Source organism: Flavobacterium sp. UBA7663 (assembly GCF_002483315.1).
GTDB lineage: Bacteria > Bacteroidota > Bacteroidia > Flavobacteriales > Flavobacteriaceae > Flavobacterium.
In genome coordinates this window covers 16,896-36,662 of the sequence record NZ_DLHR01000012.1, presented here as the reverse complement: position 1 = coordinate 36,662, position 19,767 = coordinate 16,896, and the positions used below count along the sequence as shown (strand labels likewise).

Here is a 19,767-nt window from a genome sequence, read left to right as displayed (position 1 = left end):
TCTGCGTGTTTATGTGCATAATTTATACTAAATTTGCACAAATTATACTATTATGAAGTTTCAGTTTCGTTTAGCCTACTACTTATTTGGATTATTTTTAGGAGCAATATTTGTAATTTGGTTTTTAAAAGCAAAAGCAAATGATAAAGGTGTAGAATTTTGCTACTTACCAAATTGTCGTGTTTTAAAAGATTTAAGAAGTAAATCGTTAGATATTGATACACTTGCTAAGAAATCTTTATCTGAAAAATGGGTTACAATGGAAGATATTAAAGAAAGTTTACGCTATGGAGATGTGGATTTTGATAAAAGTAACGAACCATATAGAAAAGGAAAGATTTATGTAATTGAAGGCAAAACTGCTAATAATGAAGAAATTACCATTACAATGGTAAATTACACCAACAAAGTCTTGTTAGAAAAGATAGAAAAAAAGTAATTTTTTCTTCAAAACACTTGCAAAAACAAATATTCCTTGTATATTTGCACTCGCAATACGGTAATAGTAAAGCAATTTATTGGGGCGATTAGCTCAGCTGGTTCAGAGCACCTCGTTTACACCGAGGGGGTCGGGGGTTCGAACCCCTCATCGCCCACAAAATTAAATCCTACAGAAATGTGGGATTTTTTGTTTTACACCCTTTTTGCTTATTCTGCAAATGAATTTACTAGAATGTAACAAACATTCAATCAAAGCGTCTACTTAATCTAAATGATTTTGTTATGCGTTTTTTCATAATTCTACTTTCTCTATTTTATTCTTTGTTTTCAATTGCTCAAGATTCAAAAATAGAGGTCTTTAAAAAAGATAGTTTACTCATCGTTAAAAAGAATCCTATAAAAGGATTCCAAAACGATTATATTTTATTTATTCCTAAAGGAACTCCAATAGATAAAAAAATAGTTCTTCTTGTTGAACCTAATAATACCGGTAAAACATCAGATAGTATAAGTGTTCATGAAAAATATGCTATCGATTTGGCTTCTGTAAATTCGGTTGGGAATAATGTTTCAGCAATGCTAAAAATCCCATTACTTGTTCCTGTTTTTCCAAGACCTTCATCTCAAGAACTAATTTACACTCATGCATTAGACCAAGATGTAATCTTAGATGATTCACAAGAATTAAAAAGATTAGATTTACAATTATTAGCAATGATAGATGATGCTAAAAATGTTTTAAGTTCCATGAATATTGTAGTTGATGACAAGTTTTTCATGAATGGATTTTCTGCTTCGGCTACTTTTACGAATCGTTTTGCCTTTATTCATCCTGAAAAAATTAAAGCCTTAGCAATTGGTGGATTTAATGGAGAATTAATGCTGCCTGAAAAGAAAGTTAATCAATTTAAATTTAATTACCCACTTGGAACTTATGATTTTTATCAATTATTCAATAAAAATTTTGATATAAATCAATTCAAATCAATTCCGCAATTTATCTATATGGGAAAATTAGATGATAATGATGCTATTCAATTTGATGACGCTTATAGCGATATCGAACGCAACCTAATCAATACAAATTTAGGAAGCGATGTACAGAATCGATATTTAAAATGTCAAGAAATCTATAAGAAGAATAATATAAACGCAACTTTTACAACTTATGAAAATGTAGGACATTGGACAACTTCAGAAATGAATTTAGAAGTCATTAAGTTCTTTTTTAGACAAATACAATCTGAATAAAATTTAAAAAAATATTAGATTAGTTAGAATTTTAATTTCAATTCATCATTCCCTATATTTGTATAAATTTAAGAATTCATGCAACATATAATCGATCGCTTTATAAGCTACGTAACTATTGATACCGAATCAGATCCAAATTCTGACACTACTCCAAGTACAAAAAAACAATTAGACCTTGCCAATTTACTAGTCAAAGAACTAAAAGCAATGGGAATGACCGATGTAACCATAGATAAAAATGGTTACGTTATGGCTACTTTAGAAAGCAATGTAAAACACGAAGTTCCAACTATTGGATTTGTTTCACATTATGATACAACTCCCGATTTTACTGGAGCTAACGTAAAGCCTCAAATTGTAAAAAATTATGATGGTGGCGATATTATTTTAAACAAAAAACAAAATATCATTTTATCTCCAAGTTACTTTAAAGATTTGTTACAATACAAAGGGCAAACTTTAATTACTACTGACGGGACTACCCTTCTAGGAGCAGACGATAAAGCTGGAATTACCGAAATTATGTCGGCTATGGAATATTTAATTCAACATCCAGAAATCAAACATGGAAAAATTCGTGTGGGATTTACGCCTGATGAAGAAATTGGTCGTGGCGCACATAAATTTGATGTAGAGAAATTTGGTTGCGAATGGGCTTATACCATGGACGGAAGTCAAATTGGTGAATTAGAATATGAAAATTTTAATGCCGCTGGAGCTAAAATTATTTTCAAAGGAAAAAGCGTTCACCCTGGATATGCTAAAGGAAAAATGATTAATTCAATGCTTTTAGCGAATCAATTTATTTCGAAATTACCAAAGAACGAAATCCCAGAAAAAACGAAAGGTTATGAAGGATTTTTTCACGTAGTTGGAATTTCTGGAAGTATTGAAGAAACTGTTGTAGAATTAATTATTCGCGACCATAGTGCAAAAAAATTCAAAGAAAGAAAAGAATTTATTCACGAATTAGCGAATAAGTTCAATAAAAAGTGGAAAAAACAATTTGGTGAAGAAATCGTAATAGCGGAAGTAAAAGACCAATACTACAATATGAAAGAAAAGGTAAAACCCGTATTTCATATCGTTGAAATTGCAGAAAAAGCAATGAAAGAATTAGGTATCATACCATTAATTAAACCAATTCGTGGAGGAACTGATGGTTGCCAGTTGTCTTATAAAGGTTTACCTTGTCCTAATATCTTTGCTGGAGGACACAATTTCCATGGAAAATACGAATACGTTCCAGTTGAAAGTATGGTAAAAGCTACAGAAGTGATTGTTAAAATTGCCGAAATTACAGCAATTAAAAAATAATATTTGGTGGACGAAAACAAATGGAACAAAACCAATCAATGGGATAACGAAATAGAGCAATTGCATGCTATTATTCGCAAAACTTCATTAGTTGAGACCACAAAATGGGGCGGACCAGTCTATACTCACAACAATAAAAATGTAGTGGGAATTGGAGGCTTTAAATCGTATTTTGGAATATGGTTTTATAATGGTGTTTTTCTAAAAGATGAGAAAAAACTACTCATCAATGCTAATGAAGAAAACACGAAATCACTTCGCCAAATGCGATTTAATTCGGCACAAGAAATTGATGAAAAACTAATTTTAAACTATATAAAAGAAGCAATTGAAATTGAAAATAAAGGGTTAATTATTCCAAAAGAAAAAAAAGAAACTCTTATTCCTGCAATTCTTCAAAATGAATTAGATAAAAATATTAATTTAAAAACTAAGTTTATTTCTTTTTCACCTTATAAACAAAGAGAGTTTATTGAATACATTACTTCAGCTAAACAAGAAAAAACACAAATTACACGTTTAGAAAAAATTATTCCAATGATTTTAGAAGGAAAAGGTTTGAATGATAAATACAGATAATAAAAAAGCCGAATTTCTTAATTGAAATTCGGCTTTACTTTTATTTTTGAATGAAATTATGCTTTTAATTTAGCACTCATTTCCATTGAAATAGCAGATTTTTCCATTTTGATTTTTCCAGCCATTGTTTCTACAACGATTGTATCTTCATTCATTTCAGCAATTTTTCCGTGAATTCCAGATTTAGTGATGATTTTATCACCTACTTTTAATCCTGCTTCAAATGCTTTCTCTTTTTTTGCTCTTTGTTGTTGTGGTCTTATTAATAAGAAATAAAACACGGCAATCATTAATACAATTTGTATTGCTAAACTTGGATTCATAATTTATTTATTATTTAGCTACTACTTGGCAGCTGGTGTTACATTTGCTTTAATTTTGAACATTTCGTGACCATTTACAGTATTAGTCGTTAATGTTACTGTTTTTTCTTGTGATCCTGGTTTTCCTTTAGAATCAAAAGAAACTTTTATTGGTGCAGAATCTCCTGGTTTAATTGGTTCTTTTGGAGGTTGAGGAACTGTACAACCACAACTTCCTTTAGCATCAGAAATGATTAAATCAGTTTCACCTACATTTTTAACTATAAATTCAGTTTCTACTACATCACCTTCTTTGATGGTTCCAAAATCGTGAACTTCTTTATCTAATTCTACTTTTGCCATTCTTCCTGCTATAGCATTTTCTTCTTGAATAGCTTTCATATCAGCATCTGTAATTTTATCTGCTGCACTTTCTTGTTTACAAGCTGTTGCTAACACAACTAATGAAAGGGCGAATAACCCAACTGATTTTCTTATCATATTTTTAAAATTTTATAATAAACCTCTACCTGCTTTTTTCAATTTTCCATCTCGGTCAAACTCTTTTACTAAGTTGTCCAAAATTCCGTTGATAAAAATACTACTTTTTGGTGTAGAATACTCTTTTGCAATTTCTAAATATTCGTTAATTGTTACTTTCGTAGGAATAGATGGAAATTTCAATAACTCACAAATTGCCATTTTTAAAATAATCGTATCGATTTCAGCAATACGTTCTACATCCCAATTTGGCGTTTTATCGATATATTCTTTAGATAATTCTACTTCGTTTAAAACTGTTTTTCTAAACAAATTCTTTACAAACTCTTTATCATCAGAATCTTTGTATACTTTCGGAATTACCAAAGCATCATGTTCCGATTTTAATTGTTTGATTTGTTTTACAATCAAAGTATTGATTCCTGGTAAATCATCCACCCAAGTCAATTTATAATCTTCTAAATAATCGTATAAACGATCACTTGGAGCAATTACTTCTGTATATAAATCGGCAACAAAGTTTTTATCGTCTTCAAAGCTACTAGTTGATTTTTCCATGTAGTTTTGGTACAATTCACTTTCTTTTATGGTGTCTATTAAACCTAAAATAATATCATCATTCAATTTCCAGTTATTGATGTGATTATCATCTAAAGCAGTTTCTAATGCCTCTGATTCAGCTAATAAAGCCAAAACTTTATTATTGATAAATTTTAAATTAGGATGACGCTCTTCTTTAGTAGCTAAGTGTTTTTTAGAAGCCAAATCGATGTATTCCTCTTCTTTCTTTTTGATTTCTATAAGTGCTGAAAGCAATAAAAGATACAAGTTTTGGGTGTTTTCGATACTTTGAAAAAGGAATTTTTCTTCTTTATCCAAATTATCAGATTGGTGTTGGTGCATGGCATAAATACTTTGCATCACTTTTACTCGGATATGTCTTCTGTTTAACATACTAATTAAGAACTTTATAAAATTAAGAGAGCGAAAAAGTTACCTCTTTCGCTCTGCAAAAATACAATTTTATTTAAAACGAATTACTTCTTTAATTCATTTTTTGCATCATCAATACGTTTTTGGGCCATTGAAAAGGCTGCTTGATGCGTAGTAATGTTGTTATCATCTGCAAATTTGAAAATCTCTAATGCTGTGTTGTATATGTTTTCTGTTTTTTCCATTACCTGAGCATTCGTCCATTTTACTAATTCAGAATACACATTGATAACACCTCCAGCGTTAATTAAGAAATCAGGTGCATATAAAATACCTTTTTCTTTTAAAATTTTACCATGAACTGCTTCGTTTGCTAATTGGTTATTAGCAGCACCCGCAATGATAGAAGCTTTGATGTTATTGATAGTAGCATCGTTAATAGTAGCTCCCAAAGCACATGGTGCATAAATATCTACATCAGCACTGTATAAATCAGCACCTGTATAAATTTTAGCGCCGTACTTCGCTCCTACTTGGTTTACTCTATCTTCGTTAATATCAGTAATCGTAACTAAAGCACCGCTTTCTGTTAAATGTTGTACTAATACTTCACCCACGTGTCCGATTCCTTGTACTAATACTTTTTTACCTTCTAAACTATCAGAACCATATTTGTATTTAGCAGCTGCTTTCATTCCCATAAAAACACCGTAAGCTGTTACAGGAGAAGGATTTCCAGAACCACCTCTTTCAACTGAAATACCCGCAACGTGTTTTGTTACTTCGTTAACAGTATCCATGTCTTTAGTTTCCATTCCTACATCTTCTGCAGTGATATATTTTCCTGATAATGAATCTACAAATTGTCCAAAACGACGCATTAATTCAGGAGATTTTTGAGTTTTAGCGTCACCGATGATAACTGCTTTACCTCCACCTAAATTTAATCCTGAAATTGAGTTTTTGAAAGTCATTCCACGAGACAAACGCAAAACGTCGTTTAACGCTTCCCATTCGTTAGTATAATTCCACATTCTAGTTCCTCCTAATGCAGGTCCTAAAACTGTGTTATGAATTCCAATAATTGCTTTTAATCCTGTATCTTTGTCGTGACAAAATACAACTTGTTCATGACCATCAAAAGAAACCTGACCGAATACTGGGTCTACTTTATGAAGCTCATTCGCTTTTAATAATTCTGCTGTCATGTGATTTGAGTTGGGTTGAAAATTATTCAATATTTAATTACAATATTACGAATAATTTTAAATTGATTCAAATAATTATATTTATTTTAATAATTTAGCAATGAAAAGCTAAAAAATCCGATAATCATTCATTATCAATTGATTACCTTTTTAATTAATTTGATAACGATTCGTTATTACACAAAAGAATACTATGAAAGAACTGCAATATTTAAACAAATACTTTGTCAAATATAAATATCGTTTCCTACTAGGAATATTAATCACTATAATCGCGCAAATATTTTCTTTATTCACTCCTGAGTTAATTGGTAACTCTATTAAAGTGATTGAAGATTATGTGAATCATCCTACCAATGATATTCCGTTTCAAAAAGAATTACTAGTAAAAAACATTCTTTTAATCTTAGCTACTACTATTATAGCTGGATTTTTTACTTTCTTAATGCGTCAAACTTTAATTGTAATGTCGCGCCATGTAGAGTTTGATTTAAAGAATGAAATTTTTAATCATTACCAAACCCTAACGCAAAGTTTTTACAAACGCAATCGTACTGGTGACTTAATGAGTCGAATTAGTGAAGACGTTGGAAAAGTTAGAATGTATGTTGGTCCTGCCGTTATGTATTCGTTAAATACCTTAATGCGTTTTACTATTGTGGTGATTTATATGTACAACATATCACCTAAACTTACTTTATATTCTTTATTACCATTACCACTTTTATCGTACAGTATTTTCAAAATTAGCTCTATGATTCACAAGAAAAGTGGCGATTTTCAACAAAATTTATCAACACTTTCCTCTTTTACACAAGAAATTTTTTCAGGAATTCGCGTGATAAAAGCATATGCAATTGAGAATAAAAAACAACAAGAATTTACCGATTTAAGCAATGAAAGTAAGGTGAAAGCGATGGATTTAGCTAAAGTAAATTCGCTTTTCGGTCCGTTAATGATTTTACTTATTGGATTGAGTAACTTGGTTGTGGTTTATGTTGGTGGTTCTATGTATATTAATAATGACCCTGAAATTAACAGTATTGGAGTAATTGCCCAATTCATTTTATACATCAACATGTTAACTTGGCCTGTGGCATCTTTAGGTTGGGTTTCATCATTGGTTCAAGAGGCAGAAGCTTCTCAAAAACGTATTAACGAATTCCTAAAAGAAGAACCTGAAATTAAAAACACCAACAGCAGCCATTCTACAATTGAAGGTGATATTAAATTTGACAATGTTTCATTTGAATATGACGATACCAATATCAAAGCTTTAGACAAGATTTCATTTGAAGTTAAAAAAGGAAAAACATTAGCTGTTTTAGGAAAAACAGGTTCTGGAAAATCAACTCTTTTAACTTTGATTAGCCGTTTATATGACACCAATTCAGGAACAGTATTCATTGATAACAAAGACATTAAAGATTTAAACTTATTCGATTTACGTAATCAAATTAGTGTGGTGCCACAAGATGCTTTCTTGTTTTCGGATAGCATTAAAAACAATATCAAATTTGGTAATGAAAATGCTAGTGATGAAGAAGTTATGGAAGCTGCTAAAAAAGCGGTAGTTCATGACAATATTATGAATTTCAATCAGCAATACGAAACCATTTTAGGCGAACGAGGTATTACATTATCAGGTGGACAAAAGCAACGAGTTTCTATTGCTAGAGCTTTAATTAAAAACGCTCCTGTATTACTTTTAGATGATTGTTTAAGCGCTGTGGACACCGAAACCGAAGAAACCATTTTAAACAACTTATTAGCATATTGCAAAGACAAAACTACCATAATTGTGAGTCATCGTGTTTCATCGGCTAAAAATGCCGATTGGATTATCATTTTAGACGAAGGAAAAATTGTTGAGCAAGGCACTCATAATCAACTATTAGAACAAAATGGCTACTACAAAGAATTATACCTAAAACAACTTTCGGAAAAAGAAATTGACTAAACTTTTGTTTAATCCGATTTTTTTTTAGATTTTTGAGACGCTATAACACTAATTAATTGACAGTAGGATTATGAGAGAAAATGACATGTTAGAAAAAGAAGATATTTTTTCTAAAGTATTGCGTGCAGGAAGAAGAACGTATTTCTTTGATGTAAGAGCTACAAAAGCAGATGATTACTACATTACCATTACTGAAAGTAAAAAGTTTACAGAAGAAGATGGTTCATTTCACTTTAAAAAACACAAAATTTATTTGTACAAAGAAGATTTCGCTGCTTTCAGAGAAATTTTAGATGAAATGACCGATTTTGTTTTAGACCAAAAAGGCGAAGAAGTAATTTCTGAAAGACATCAAAAAGATTTTAAAAGAGAAACTTACGCAGAAGGAGATGAAGAAATAAAATCAGCTGAAAGTTTTACCAATATTGATTTTGACGATATTTAATCATCATTTTATAAAATACAAATCCCAAATTCTAAAAAAGAGTTTGGGATTTTTTTTATCCAATTCTCAACCCATTTTCAACTGGTACATCAGAAGTCAGCAAAACGATATCATGCTCTTCTCCTACCGAACCCAAAACCAAACATTCGCTCATAAAATCAGCAATTTGTTTTTTAGGAAAATTGACGACTGCGATAATTTGTTTACCAAGTAAATCTTCTTTAGCATAACGTTTGGTAATTTGAGCGGATGATTTTTTGATTCCCAATTCCGAACCAAAATCAATCGTTAATTGATATGCTGGTTTATTTGCCTTAGGAAAATCTTGAACTTCTAAGATAGTTCCAATGCGCATTTCTACTTTTTCAAAATCATGCCATGTTATCATGTTGAATAAAATAAAAAAGTACAATTTACCGAAGTAAATCATACTTATATTAGACGTTAAATCGTATTTATTTTTTTGCTTTTACTTTGCAAGTATTGATTCCAAACAAGGCATAAAACGGACAAAACTGTACAGAAGCTACAATAATCATTACGGCTCCAACACCCAAAGCAATCCATTTTAAATTTCCTTCCAAAATTCCTGAAAGTCCTAGTATAATAGCAATAACACCAATCATAACTCGAACAAAACGATCAGCAGTTCCAATATTTTTCTTCATAATCTAAAGTATTAAATTTATTTAACAGTTGGTTTTTCTTCGCTTGTCCAGTTTGTAATTCCGCCTTCTAAGTCGGTTATAGTTTTAAATCCTAATTCTTTCAATCTCGCAGAAGCTTTAGCACTTCTTCCACCCGATTTACAATATACCATTACAGGTTTTTCTTTATCTAAACTCGCCACTTTGGCATCAAAATCATCTGCCATAAAATCGATATTCACAGCATTTTCAATATGACCTTGACTAAATTCTTCTGGTGTACGAACATCAACCAACTGAACATCAGGTTGTGTCATTTTTTTCTCATAAGTGGCTACATCTAAAACTTGCACACCATCAGCTTGATTTTTTAAACAAGAGGTAAATCCTAACAAAAGGAACATTAAACTCAATACTTTTATCTTCATTATTCTATTTTTTTTATGTTTTCGAATCTAAATATACAAAAAAATTAATTCAAATGATTACTGATAATATCAGTTAAATCTTTTGAACTTAAAACTCCTGATTGTCTCCAAAGCATTTTTCCTTTTTTAAAAAGCATTAACGTAGGAACACCTCGTACCATAAAATGACTAGCCAAATCTTGATGTTGATCGACATTTACTTTTATAATTTTTACAGCTTCTTTTAAATTAGTTTTCACTTCTTGCAATATAGGCGACATCATTTTGCACGGCCCACACCAATCGGCATAGAAGTCCACTAAAACCAAATCATTACCGTTAATTATATCATTAAATTTTGCGTTCATAATCTTTATTTTTCAATTTCAAAGATACAATTCAAAAGACTTTTTTTATGTAATATTTGTTACACAAGAGCAATATGATAATTATCATTTTTTCTTTTCTAGAAGCGCTTTAAGTTTGTATCGTGCTAAAAATATATCGTCATGTCAGTCTCAATAGTCCAAAAATATAACGTTCCAGGACCACGCTATACCAGTTATCCTACTGTTCCTTATTGGGAAGAGGAAAAATTCCATTTAGAAGATTGGAAACGTACACTTTTACAATCTTTCAAAGAATCAAATGCTACTGAAGGCATCAGTTTGTATATTCATCTTCCGTTTTGCGAAAGTTTGTGTACTTTTTGTGGTTGCAACAAGCGAATTACAAAACGTCATGAGGTTGAAGATCCTTACATTACAGCCGTAATCAAAGAATGGAAATTGTATTGCGATTTATTCCCAAGAAAACCTATCATCAAAGAAATTCATTTAGGTGGCGGAACTCCAACGTTTTTTTCGCCTGAAAATTTAGAACGCTTGATGAACGGAATTTTTCAATATGCAACAAAAGCCGAAGAACATGAGTTTAGTTTTGAAGGGCATCCAAACAACACAACTCGACACCATTTACAAACCTTATATAATTTAGGATTCAGACGCGTGAGTTTTGGCGTGCAAGATTATTCACCTAAAGTTCAAGAAGCCATTCACCGTATTCAACCTTTTCATAACGTAGCAAAAGTGACGTTTTGGGCAAAAGAAATTGGGTATACTTCGGTAGGACACGATTTAATTTTCGGACTTCCATTTCAAACATTAGCCGATGTAAAGGATACGATTGACAAAACCAAGTCATTGCAACCTGATAGATTAGCGTTCTACAGCTATGCTCATGTGCCATGGATTAAAGGCAACGGGCAACGCGGGTTTAAAGATGAAGATTTGCCAAAAGATGATGAAAAACGAATGTTGTATGAAGAAGGTAAAAAACAACTAGCACAAAACGGCTACCAAGAAATTGGAATGGATCATTTTGCATTAGAAAATGACAGCATGTTTACTTCATTCAAAAATGGAAAATTACATCGTAATTTCATGGGCTACACGGCTTCAAAAACGCAGTTAATGATTGGATTAGGCGTTTCATCAATTAGCGATAGTTGGTACAGTTTTGCACAAAACGAAAAAACAATTGAAGATTATTACACCCATTTAGCAGAAGACCAATTACCTGTTTTCAGAGGTCACGTTTTAACACCTGAAGACTTAATAATCAGAAGACATATTTTGAATTTAATGTGTCAATTTACCACTTCATGGAAAGATGAAGCTTTAGATTTTCCTGAACTACCATCAGTTTTAGCAAGTTTAGAAGAAATGCAAGAAGATGGTTTTCTAACCATTCAAGATGACACGATTACTGTAACCGAAAAAGGAAAACCTTTCGTTCGTAATATTTGCATGGCATTCGATTTAAGATTAATCAGAAAAGCTCCAGAAACTAAGCTATTTTCAATGACGATTTAAGTTCAACTTGAAACCTGAAACTTGAAACCTGAAACAAAAACATATAAGCCATATAAGGAAAAAGTTAATTGTTAAGTTGAGTAAAGTTCATAAAAGAGATGCTTACCAACATAACAACTATACTACTATTGTGAGTTATGTTAAGTGAAACGCCTAAAATCAACACAATCAAAAACTATTGTACCTATGTGTTTCAAAAAATCTGTGTAGCTCTGTGTGAAACTTGAAACTTGAAACCAAAAAACTACTCATATCGAATATAACTTGGTTTAGATAATTGAAAATCATATAGTGATAAATTCGTGTTTTCAAACGAATTAAACTTATTAATTCCATCACCTTCAAAAGGAATCGTTGGATAATACGAAAACGAAATTTGGAAACTATTAAACACTAAAAAGTCATTATTTATTAGTGCACCAATACTAAATTTCGAATACACCTTACTATTAAATAGTGCTTTTTCGTTTGCCAAAGAACCAAGTGTCGTGTTGAAATACGGACTAAATCGGAAGCCATACCAACTTCCAGGAATATACGATTGTGTTTGAAAGGAAACCGTCCATTTTTGAGTTCCGTTTAAACGATTATTAAATCCTGGCAAGCCATCTTCGTCAAGTAAAGTCAAACGGTCTTTAAACGAATCATCTCGGTTATTCCCCCAAACGTAAGTAGGTTTCACAAACTGTCTAAAATACCATTTCCCCCATGAAATTAGAGGACTAAAATAATTTAAACCAAGTTTAAAAGTGGTTTGTTCAGTTAAACCTGCATCATAAAAACTTCCCCATTCGGCAAAACCACTAGCATAACCAAAAGAATATTTTTTACCAAAGGAAACACTTAATCCAGTATACATTCGAGAATTGCTGTTCTTTTCTTGATGACCTACAATTAAAGCAATATTTTCTCCTGTTGGAATATCCTCAGTAATATTGTAGTTGAAAACAAACTTGTCTTGGTAAAACTTTTGCTTAGAAAAACCAATCATTCCTATCCAGTTTTTTTCATTAGAAAAATAAGAGGTAGGATCTAAAACAGCCGCTGGTATTTGACCAAATACTTTTTGATTATAGGTCAACGCTAAAACCATGTTATTAAAATAACGTTCTGGATTTGATTTTGGATTTATTTTAAAAGCTCTACCATACCAATATTCCTGAAAATCATACGAAACATTTTGTAATGATATCGTATCTAATACCGGAAATTGTTCAGTTCTTAAACGGTTTTCAAAATAAGCTCCACCCGCATTTTTTGTAATTACGGAGTAAAATGGTCGATTAATATTGATACTCCTTTTACTATCGTTATTGTAATCATTTGCGTAATCCAAATCCAATCGAATATAGGTGTTTTTAATGTTATTGATAGAATATTGTGCATAAACCGCTCTTTCGTTAGAGTCAAAACGATTTTTAATATTTCCACTTATTAAATGACCAAATCCTAAAATATTCCGTTCTGTTAATTTAAGACTACTTTCACTGGATGATAAACTACCTGTTGGAATCAAAGTCCAAGAATCCAAAACTCTAATCTTGATATCTATAGAGTCATTACTATTAGGAATATCAATAGGCACAATAGTAACTTGTCTAACATAACGCTGACTTCTTATCAAACGTTCCGATTCAGCCAATAACTTAGAATCTAATTTATCATTCTTTTTAAAAAGAGTTATATTACGAATGGTAATTTCTTTTGTTCTAATATGAATCGAATTACCAAATTTTTCCATACTACGCTTTGGAACTTTCTTTTCATTTGAAACCGAATAACCAAAAGGATCTAATGTTTCAATTGTAATGTTTCTTATGATTTTTCCTTCTTGATATTTACTTACAACTTTTTCTACCTTTTTAGGTTTAGAAGGAATTAAATTCTCTGCTTTTAATGCCGATTCTCTAAACAATAGCTTGTAAATGAATCGTGAAAACTTACTTTTTTTTGAAAAACTATTAATGTCTTTGTAAATAGAAATACTATCCTTCTCTTGAATAACATCCTGACAAAACATGCTCGTAGAATGTAAACAAAAGGTAAAAACAATAAAAAATAGGATATTCTTTTTCACCCAACAAAAATATTACTATAAAATCGAATTATTATTACACAATTCCGATAAAACGTTATAAAATCAAATTTAGTACACTTCCAATATGCTAAAAATCATTCCAAAAAGTTTATGTACCTTTGCAAACAATTTTATTTACATTATGAAAACGTTCCAAGAATTCGATTTACCAAAATCACTACAAAAAGCATTAGACGAATTAGGTTTTGTTCACGCTACGCCTATTCAAGAAAAATCGCATTCTGTAATTCTTTCAGGAAGAGACATGATGGGAATTGCACAAACAGGAACTGGAAAAACCTTTGCTTATTTGTTGCCAATACTAAAACAATGGAAATTTCAAAACAACGAATCGGCAAGAATTGTAATTTTAGTTCCAACGCGTGAATTAGTGGTTCAAGTTGTAGAAGAAGTTGAAAAACTAACCAAATACATGAGCGTAAGAACACTTGGTATTTATGGTGGAGTTAACATCAATACACAACGAAAAGCATTAGCGCAAGGTGTCGATATTTTAGTAGGAACGCCTGGTCGAGTAATGGATTTAGGTCTTGACGGAGTTTTACGTTTCGATGAATTACAAAAATTGGTAATTGACGAATTTGACGAAATTTTAAACTTAGGTTTCCGTGCCCAATTGACTTCGATTTTATCGATGATGCGTGGTAAAAAACAAAACATCTTATTTTCGGCAACTATGACTGATGAAGTAGATGCCATGTTAGATGAATATTTCGAATTTCCTGAAGAAGTTTCATTAGCACAAAGTGGAACACCATTAGAACAAATTGAACAAATTGTATATCAAGTTCCAAATTTCCTTACCAAATTAAACATGCTAAAACATTTGGTTCGTGAAACCGAAACTATGGAACGTGTTTTAATTTTTGTAAACAACAAACGTATTGTTGATTTGGTTTTTGAAACATTAAACGAAGAATTTCCAGAGCAATTTGGGGTAATTCACTCGAATAAATCACAAAATTATCGTTTAAATACGATGGCTTCTTTTCAAGCTGGCGAATTAAGAGGTTTGGTTACAACCGATATTATGGCGCGTGGTTTAGATATTTCTGACATCACACACGTTATCAACCTACAATTTACCGAAGAACCAGAAAAATACATGCACCGTATCGGTAGAACAGGTCGTGCTGATAAAACAGGTATTGCCATCAGTTTGGTTTCACCAAGTGAAGTAGAAGCAAAAATTGAGGTAGAATTGTTAATGAATACCGAAATTAAAGAATTTCCACTTCCAGAAGATTTAAAAATTGAAGAACGCTACTTAGATTTCGAAAAGGAAAAGAAAAAAATGAAGTTCTTGTTGAAAACACCTAAAAAAGAAGGTGGAGAAGCTTTTCACAAGAAAAAAGATAAAAATGCCAAAGTAAACCTTGGAGGCCCAGGAAAACGTAAACCACGTAAAACCGAATCAAGAAATAGAAACATCGAACGTAAAAGAGACGAGAAAAGAAAGAAGAAATAATTCTTATAACTACGCATAACACTACCGTCACTTCGAGTGATTTTTAAAAGTAAAAATGCCAATTTTTGCTTTTGAAAATTGTATCGAGAACTGCAGAAACGATATAACACCACCGTCACTTCGAGTGATTTTAGATTTTAAAAATGTTAGTTTTTGAAATCTAAAATCGTATCGAGAACAACTGAAAACTTTTTCTATTTTTGTCTCATGCAAATCTCATACGTCTACATACTAAAATGCGCAGATAATTCCTACTACACAGGAGTAACCAGCAATTTAGCCCAACGCATATACCAACATGATTCCGCATACTTTCCAGATTGTTACACCGCTTCAAGAAGACCAGTCGAATTAGTTTTTTATGCAGAGTTTACCAATATTGGATTCGCAATTGACAAAGAGAAACAAATCAAAAAATGGTCAAGAGCTAAAAAAGAAGCTTTAATCAATGGTGATTATGATGCTCTTCCAAATCTTGCAAAGAAAAGGTTTGAAAAATAATCGTTTCTATAGTTCTAGATATAACACCACCGTCACTTCGAGTGATTTTAGATTTTAAAAATGTTAGTTTTTGAAATCTAAAATCGTATCGAGAACTATAGAAACGATTTCATTCCAACAGTTCTCGATACATTTTGCATTTGTAAATCTTTGGCTTTACAAATACAAAACACTCGAAATGACGAAGGTGGAATTACACTTTCAAAACGCTTCAAAACATTTTCTGAAATCTAATTTCTAAATTCTAAATTGAATTTCGTACTTTTGACAAATTCTAATAATAAATGCAGTTCAAACATCCAGAAATTCTCTACTTCCTTTTTCTGTTGGTCATACCAATTTTGGTGCATTTATTTCAATTACGTCGTTTTAAAAAAGAATATTTTACTAACGTAAAACTTCTAAAAGAACTTCAAATTCAAACCCGAAAAAGTTCTAAAATCAAGAAATGGTTATTGTTGGCTACTCGCCTATTGTTGTTAGCTTGTTTGATTATCGCTTTTGCCCAACCTTTTTTTAACGCCAAAGACACTTCAAATAAAGGCAACGAGTTAATTATTTTATTAGACAACTCGTTTTCGATGCAAGCCAAAGGCGCAAAAGGCGAATTACTAAAACGAAGCATCCAAGATTTATTAGAAGAACTACCTGAGAACCAACAATTCTCATTACTTACCAATTCGGAAGTTTTTTGGGATACGGATATTAAATCTATTCAGAAAGAATTGCAGAATTTAAAATATTCCGCAATGCCATTTCAGTTGGATTATTTGATTAATCAAGTTGAAACTAAAAAGAAAAACACTAAAAAAGATTACGTCATCATAACAGATGCAATTCAATCGGAAAGTAAAAAAGCATTGGATTTGGCAGAAAACAATGTAGTATATTTTATCCAACCCGAAGCGCAAAACAAAACCAACATCAGCATAGATAACGTTGCGATTTCACAAGTTTTGGATCAATTCTATGAGTTAAAGATTACGCTTCAAGCTTTTGGAGAAACGGAGAATGAAGTACCACTTTCTGTTTTTAGTAACAATAAAGCCATTGCCAAAACAATTGCAAGATTTGAAAATCAAAAAACTGAAATTGCTATCACCATTCCAAAAAACGATTTTCACGGAAATATTAGTATTGAAGATAACAGTCTAAGCTACGATAACGATTACTATTTAAGCATTTCAAAACCTGAAAAAGCGAATGTAATTGCGATTGGAACTTCAGACAAAAACAATTTCTTGAGTCGCATTTTTACGGCCGATGAATTTAATTTTCAAAGTACAGCATTAGCTACTTTAGATTACAATCAAATTGAAAATCAAGATGCAATTGTTTTAAATGAATTGGAAGATTTACCAGTTGCTTTAGGAACAACGCTAAAATCGTTTTACGAAAAAGGTGGAAATATTATTTTAATTCCGAATGCAAAAAACACCACAAGTCTATTGAATACTTTTGCAAAAAACTTTGGTGGATTAAATTATTCGCAACTATCAATCGCAGAAAAACAAATCACGAAAATCAACTTTAATCATCCATTATATCAAACGGTTTTTGAGAAAAAAGTGACTAATTTTCAATATCCAAATGTTAAAGAAAGTTTTACTTTATCAGGAATTACGAACATTTTACAATACGAAGACAATTTGGTTTTTGTAGGTTCAACTACGAATCGATTGGGAACGTTTTACGCTTTTTCGGCTCCGATAAACAAACAAAATAGTAACTTCCAAAATGCACCTTTAATTGTTCCAACATTCTACAACATGGGACAGAATCAAGGCAAAACAGGGATTAATGCTTATACCATCGGAGAAAATGACAACCTAATTTTAGAAACTATTTTAGCAAAAGACGAAGTGGTTTCGGTTCAAAAAGAAGGTTATAGTTTCATTCCGATGCAACAAATTTTAAATGCAAAATGTAAACTTTCTTTTGGCGATTATCCTGAAAAAGCAGGGAATTTTGAAGTTATTAAAGGCGATGAATCGTTAAAGAAAATCAGTTTCAACTATCCAAGAACGGAAAGCGATTTAACACAAATTTTAACTGCAAATTTTGAAAATTTTACCAAAGTAAACAACATATCCACCGTTCTAAATGACATTGCTTCCGAACGCACGAGCAATAAAATTTGGAAATGGTTTATCATCGCAACACTACTATTTTTAATAACAGAACTACTAATCCAAAAATTTGTAAAATGACGCAAGTTATTCTAAAACAAGCCAAAATCATCGACGCTTCAAGTCCTTTTCACAACCAAATCATGGACATCAAAATTGAAAACGGAACGATAACACAAATAGAAAAAGAAATCGCAGCTACTTCAGGTTTTGAAGTTGTGAATATTCCTAATTTAAACGTTTCTCAAGGTTGGATGGACAGCTCGGTTTCTTTTGGAGAACCAGGCTATGAAGACCGCGAAACCATAGAAAACGGCTTGAAAGTCGCTGCTAAAAGCGGATTTACAGCGGTAGCTTTACAACCTAACTCAAATCCAACTATCGATAATCAAGCGCAAGTACGATTTGTATTGGACAGAGCTAAAAACCAAGGAACAACTTTATATCCAATTGGTGCTTTAACGAAAGGTAGTGAAGGAACCGATTTAGCGGAATTATTCGATATGAAAAACGCTGGAGCCATTGCCTTTGGTGATTATAAAAAAGCGTTACAAAATGCCAATCTTCAAAAAATTGCCTTACAATATGTACAAGATTTCGACGGAATAGTTATCGCTTTTTGTCAAGACAGCACGCTAAAAGGAATCGGAATTGCAAATGAAGGTGTGGTGAGTACCAAATTAGGTATGAAAGGAATCCCAGCTTTAGCCGAAGAATTACAAGTCGCTCGCAACTTATTTTTATTAGAATACACAGGTGGAAAATTACATATCCCAACCATTTCAACTCAAGGAAGTATTAAATTAATCAAAGAAGCCAAAGCAAAAGGATTACAAGTGACTTGTAGCGTTGCGATTCATAATTTAGTCTTAAACGATGAAATATTGATGGGATTTGATTCGCGATACAAAGTATTGCCTCCATTACGCGAAGAAGCTACTAGAAAAGCTTTAGTGCAAGCAGTTTTAGATGGAACAATTGACTGCATTACTTCTGATCATAATCCTTTAGATATCGAGCTTAAGAAATTAGAATTTGATTTAGCCAAAGACGGAACCATAGGATTAGAAAGTGCTTTTGGTGCTTTACTAACGATTTTACCACTTGAAGTTGTAGTTGAAAAATTAAATGCTAATAAACTGGTTTTCAATATTAATAATCCATCAATTAAAATTGGAAATAAAGCCGATATTTCGCTTTTTACAACAGATGACGAATGGATATTTGGAAAAGAAAACATCATATCAAAATCTAAAAATTCTGCTTTCTTAGGACAAAAAATGAAAGGAAAAGCTGTTGGAATTTACAATAATGGACAATTAATAATGGACAATTAATAATTGATAATTTTTTAAATTATGAATGAAGTAGAACAAGGAAAAAGCGATATCGAAAAAGGAAAAATTACAGCTATTACTAGTTATATTTTGATTATTGGAGTGTTAATTGCACTTTCAATGAATGCTGAAACAAAAAATAAATTTGCATCGTTTCACATCAAGCAAGCAGTAGGATTAAATCTTACTTTTATTTCAATTGGATTACTAATTTCTAACTTTAGTAATACACAAATTTATGTTTCTTTTTGGGTGTTTTTTACTGTATTATGGGTGTTCGGAATTTTATCCGCTATTAAAGGGGAAACGAAACCAATTCCATTAGTTGGGAATTTATATCAAAAACTATTCAAATCCTTTTAAACT

At 31.5% G+C, this 19,767-nt stretch carries 21 protein-coding genes and 1 tRNA gene; 13 read left to right on the top strand and 9 right to left on the bottom strand.

Annotated elements, in window-relative coordinates; translation table 11 throughout:
• Positions 1-52: 52 nt before the first annotated feature.
• The 5 genes from B2741_RS02805 to B2741_RS02785 all read left to right on the top strand — a co-directional run bounded on the left by B2741_RS02805 (position 53) and on the right by B2741_RS02785 (position 3,591).
• Entirely contained in the window at positions 53-439 is a 387-nt protein-coding gene (locus B2741_RS02805) for a DUF4258 domain-containing protein (RefSeq protein ID WP_290819654.1), read from the top strand.
• Between the two features lie 82 nt (positions 440-521).
• Positions 522-596, top strand: a tRNA-Val gene (locus B2741_RS02800).
• A gap of 127 nt (positions 597-723) precedes the next feature.
• Positions 724-1,692, top strand: a complete 969-nt coding sequence (locus B2741_RS02795; RefSeq protein WP_291135241.1) for a hypothetical protein — start codon at positions 724-726, stop codon at positions 1,690-1,692.
• A gap of 78 nt (positions 1,693-1,770) precedes the next feature.
• Complete coding sequence (pepT, locus tag B2741_RS02790; RefSeq protein ID WP_291135240.1) at positions 1,771-3,012, top strand: peptidase T; 1,242 nt, start codon at positions 1,771-1,773, stop codon at positions 3,010-3,012.
• Positions 3,013-3,018: 6 nt separating this feature from the next.
• Positions 3,019-3,591 carry a YdeI/OmpD-associated family protein gene (locus tag B2741_RS02785; protein ID WP_291135238.1) on the top strand — a complete coding sequence of 191 codons (573 nt, stop codon included), beginning with the start codon at positions 3,019-3,021 and terminating at the stop codon, positions 3,589-3,591.
• Positions 3,592-3,647: 56 nt separating this feature from the next.
• Here B2741_RS02785 and yajC read toward each other — a convergent pair whose 3' ends face one another.
• From yajC to B2741_RS02765, 4 genes are all read right to left on the bottom strand, one after another.
• Complete coding sequence (yajC, locus tag B2741_RS02780) at positions 3,648-3,914, bottom strand: preprotein translocase subunit YajC (protein WP_290819657.1); 267 nt, start codon at positions 3,912-3,914, stop codon at positions 3,648-3,650.
• A 21-nt stretch (positions 3,915-3,935) separates the two neighbouring features.
• The gene (locus tag B2741_RS02775) at positions 3,936-4,394 is read right to left on the bottom strand and encodes a DUF1573 domain-containing protein (RefSeq protein ID WP_291135235.1); all 459 of its coding nucleotides are present in this window, start codon (positions 4,392-4,394) and stop codon (positions 3,936-3,938) included.
• A 12-nt stretch (positions 4,395-4,406) separates the two neighbouring features.
• The gene (gene nusB, locus B2741_RS02770; RefSeq protein ID WP_291135233.1) at positions 4,407-5,348 is read right to left on the bottom strand and encodes a transcription antitermination factor NusB; all 942 of its coding nucleotides are present in this window, start codon (positions 5,346-5,348) and stop codon (positions 4,407-4,409) included.
• An 83-nt stretch (positions 5,349-5,431) separates the two neighbouring features.
• Positions 5,432-6,535, bottom strand: coding sequence for a Glu/Leu/Phe/Val dehydrogenase dimerization domain-containing protein (locus tag B2741_RS02765; protein ID WP_290819660.1), 1,104 nt, complete (start codon positions 6,533-6,535; stop codon positions 5,432-5,434).
• A gap of 193 nt (positions 6,536-6,728) precedes the next feature.
• Between B2741_RS02765 and B2741_RS02760 the strand changes: the two genes are divergently transcribed.
• Together B2741_RS02760 and B2741_RS02755 are read left to right on the top strand one after the other, a co-directional pair.
• A complete protein-coding gene (locus B2741_RS02760; protein ID WP_291135231.1) occupies positions 6,729-8,495 on the top strand; it encodes an ABC transporter ATP-binding protein in 1,767 nt (588 codons plus the stop codon).
• A gap of 70 nt (positions 8,496-8,565) precedes the next feature.
• Positions 8,566-8,940, top strand: a complete 375-nt coding sequence (locus B2741_RS02755) for a PUR family DNA/RNA-binding protein (RefSeq protein WP_291135229.1) — start codon at positions 8,566-8,568, stop codon at positions 8,938-8,940.
• 55 nt (positions 8,941-8,995) lie between these two features.
• On the opposite strand, the gene B2741_RS02750 is transcribed toward B2741_RS02755, so the two are convergent.
• The 4 genes from B2741_RS02750 to trxA form a co-directional block, all read right to left on the bottom strand.
• A complete protein-coding gene (locus B2741_RS02750) occupies positions 8,996-9,328 on the bottom strand; it encodes a tRNA-binding protein (protein ID WP_291135227.1) in 333 nt (110 codons plus the stop codon).
• A gap of 67 nt (positions 9,329-9,395) precedes the next feature.
• Complete coding sequence (locus B2741_RS02745; RefSeq protein ID WP_291135225.1) at positions 9,396-9,608, bottom strand: YgaP family membrane protein; 213 nt, start codon at positions 9,606-9,608, stop codon at positions 9,396-9,398.
• 17 nt (positions 9,609-9,625) lie between these two features.
• Positions 9,626-10,015 carry a rhodanese-like domain-containing protein gene (locus B2741_RS02740; RefSeq protein WP_291135223.1) on the bottom strand — a complete coding sequence of 130 codons (390 nt, stop codon included), beginning with the start codon at positions 10,013-10,015 and terminating at the stop codon, positions 9,626-9,628.
• A 44-nt stretch (positions 10,016-10,059) separates the two neighbouring features.
• On the bottom strand, positions 10,060-10,362 hold the full coding sequence (gene trxA / locus B2741_RS02735) for a thioredoxin (protein WP_291135221.1): 303 nt from the start codon (positions 10,360-10,362) through the stop codon (positions 10,060-10,062).
• Positions 10,363-10,503: 141 nt separating this feature from the next.
• Here trxA and hemN point away from each other — a divergent pair, with 141 nt between their 5' ends.
• Positions 10,504-11,868 (top strand): oxygen-independent coproporphyrinogen III oxidase, encoded by a 1,365-nt coding sequence (gene hemN / locus B2741_RS02730; RefSeq protein ID WP_291135219.1) that lies wholly within the window; start codon positions 10,504-10,506, stop codon positions 11,866-11,868.
• A gap of 244 nt (positions 11,869-12,112) precedes the next feature.
• Here the strand turns inward: hemN and B2741_RS02725 are convergent, their stop codons facing one another.
• Positions 12,113-13,888: a hypothetical protein gene (locus tag B2741_RS02725; protein WP_291135217.1), complete on the bottom strand. Its 1,776-nt coding sequence runs from the start codon at positions 13,886-13,888 to the stop codon at positions 12,113-12,115.
• Between the two features lie 199 nt (positions 13,889-14,087).
• On the opposite strand from B2741_RS02725, the gene B2741_RS02720 reads away from it, so the two are divergent.
• From B2741_RS02720 to B2741_RS02700, 5 genes are all read left to right on the top strand, one after another.
• Positions 14,088-15,434, top strand: a complete 1,347-nt coding sequence (locus tag B2741_RS02720) for a DEAD/DEAH box helicase (RefSeq protein WP_291135215.1) — start codon at positions 14,088-14,090, stop codon at positions 15,432-15,434.
• 207 nt (positions 15,435-15,641) lie between these two features.
• The gene (locus B2741_RS02715) at positions 15,642-15,935 is read left to right on the top strand and encodes a GIY-YIG nuclease family protein (RefSeq protein WP_291135213.1); all 294 of its coding nucleotides are present in this window, start codon (positions 15,642-15,644) and stop codon (positions 15,933-15,935) included.
• A gap of 284 nt (positions 15,936-16,219) precedes the next feature.
• Positions 16,220-18,145, top strand: coding sequence for a vWA domain-containing protein (locus B2741_RS02710; RefSeq protein WP_291135211.1), 1,926 nt, complete (start codon positions 16,220-16,222; stop codon positions 18,143-18,145).
• A complete protein-coding gene (locus tag B2741_RS02705) occupies positions 18,142-19,401 on the top strand; it encodes a dihydroorotase (protein WP_291135209.1) in 1,260 nt (419 codons plus the stop codon). Before B2741_RS02710 ends, B2741_RS02705 begins: the two co-directional genes overlap by 4 nt.
• Before the next feature lie 21 nt (positions 19,402-19,422).
• Positions 19,423-19,764, top strand: coding sequence for a hypothetical protein (locus tag B2741_RS02700; protein WP_291135207.1), 342 nt, complete (start codon positions 19,423-19,425; stop codon positions 19,762-19,764).
• Positions 19,765-19,767 lie beyond the last annotated feature (3 nt).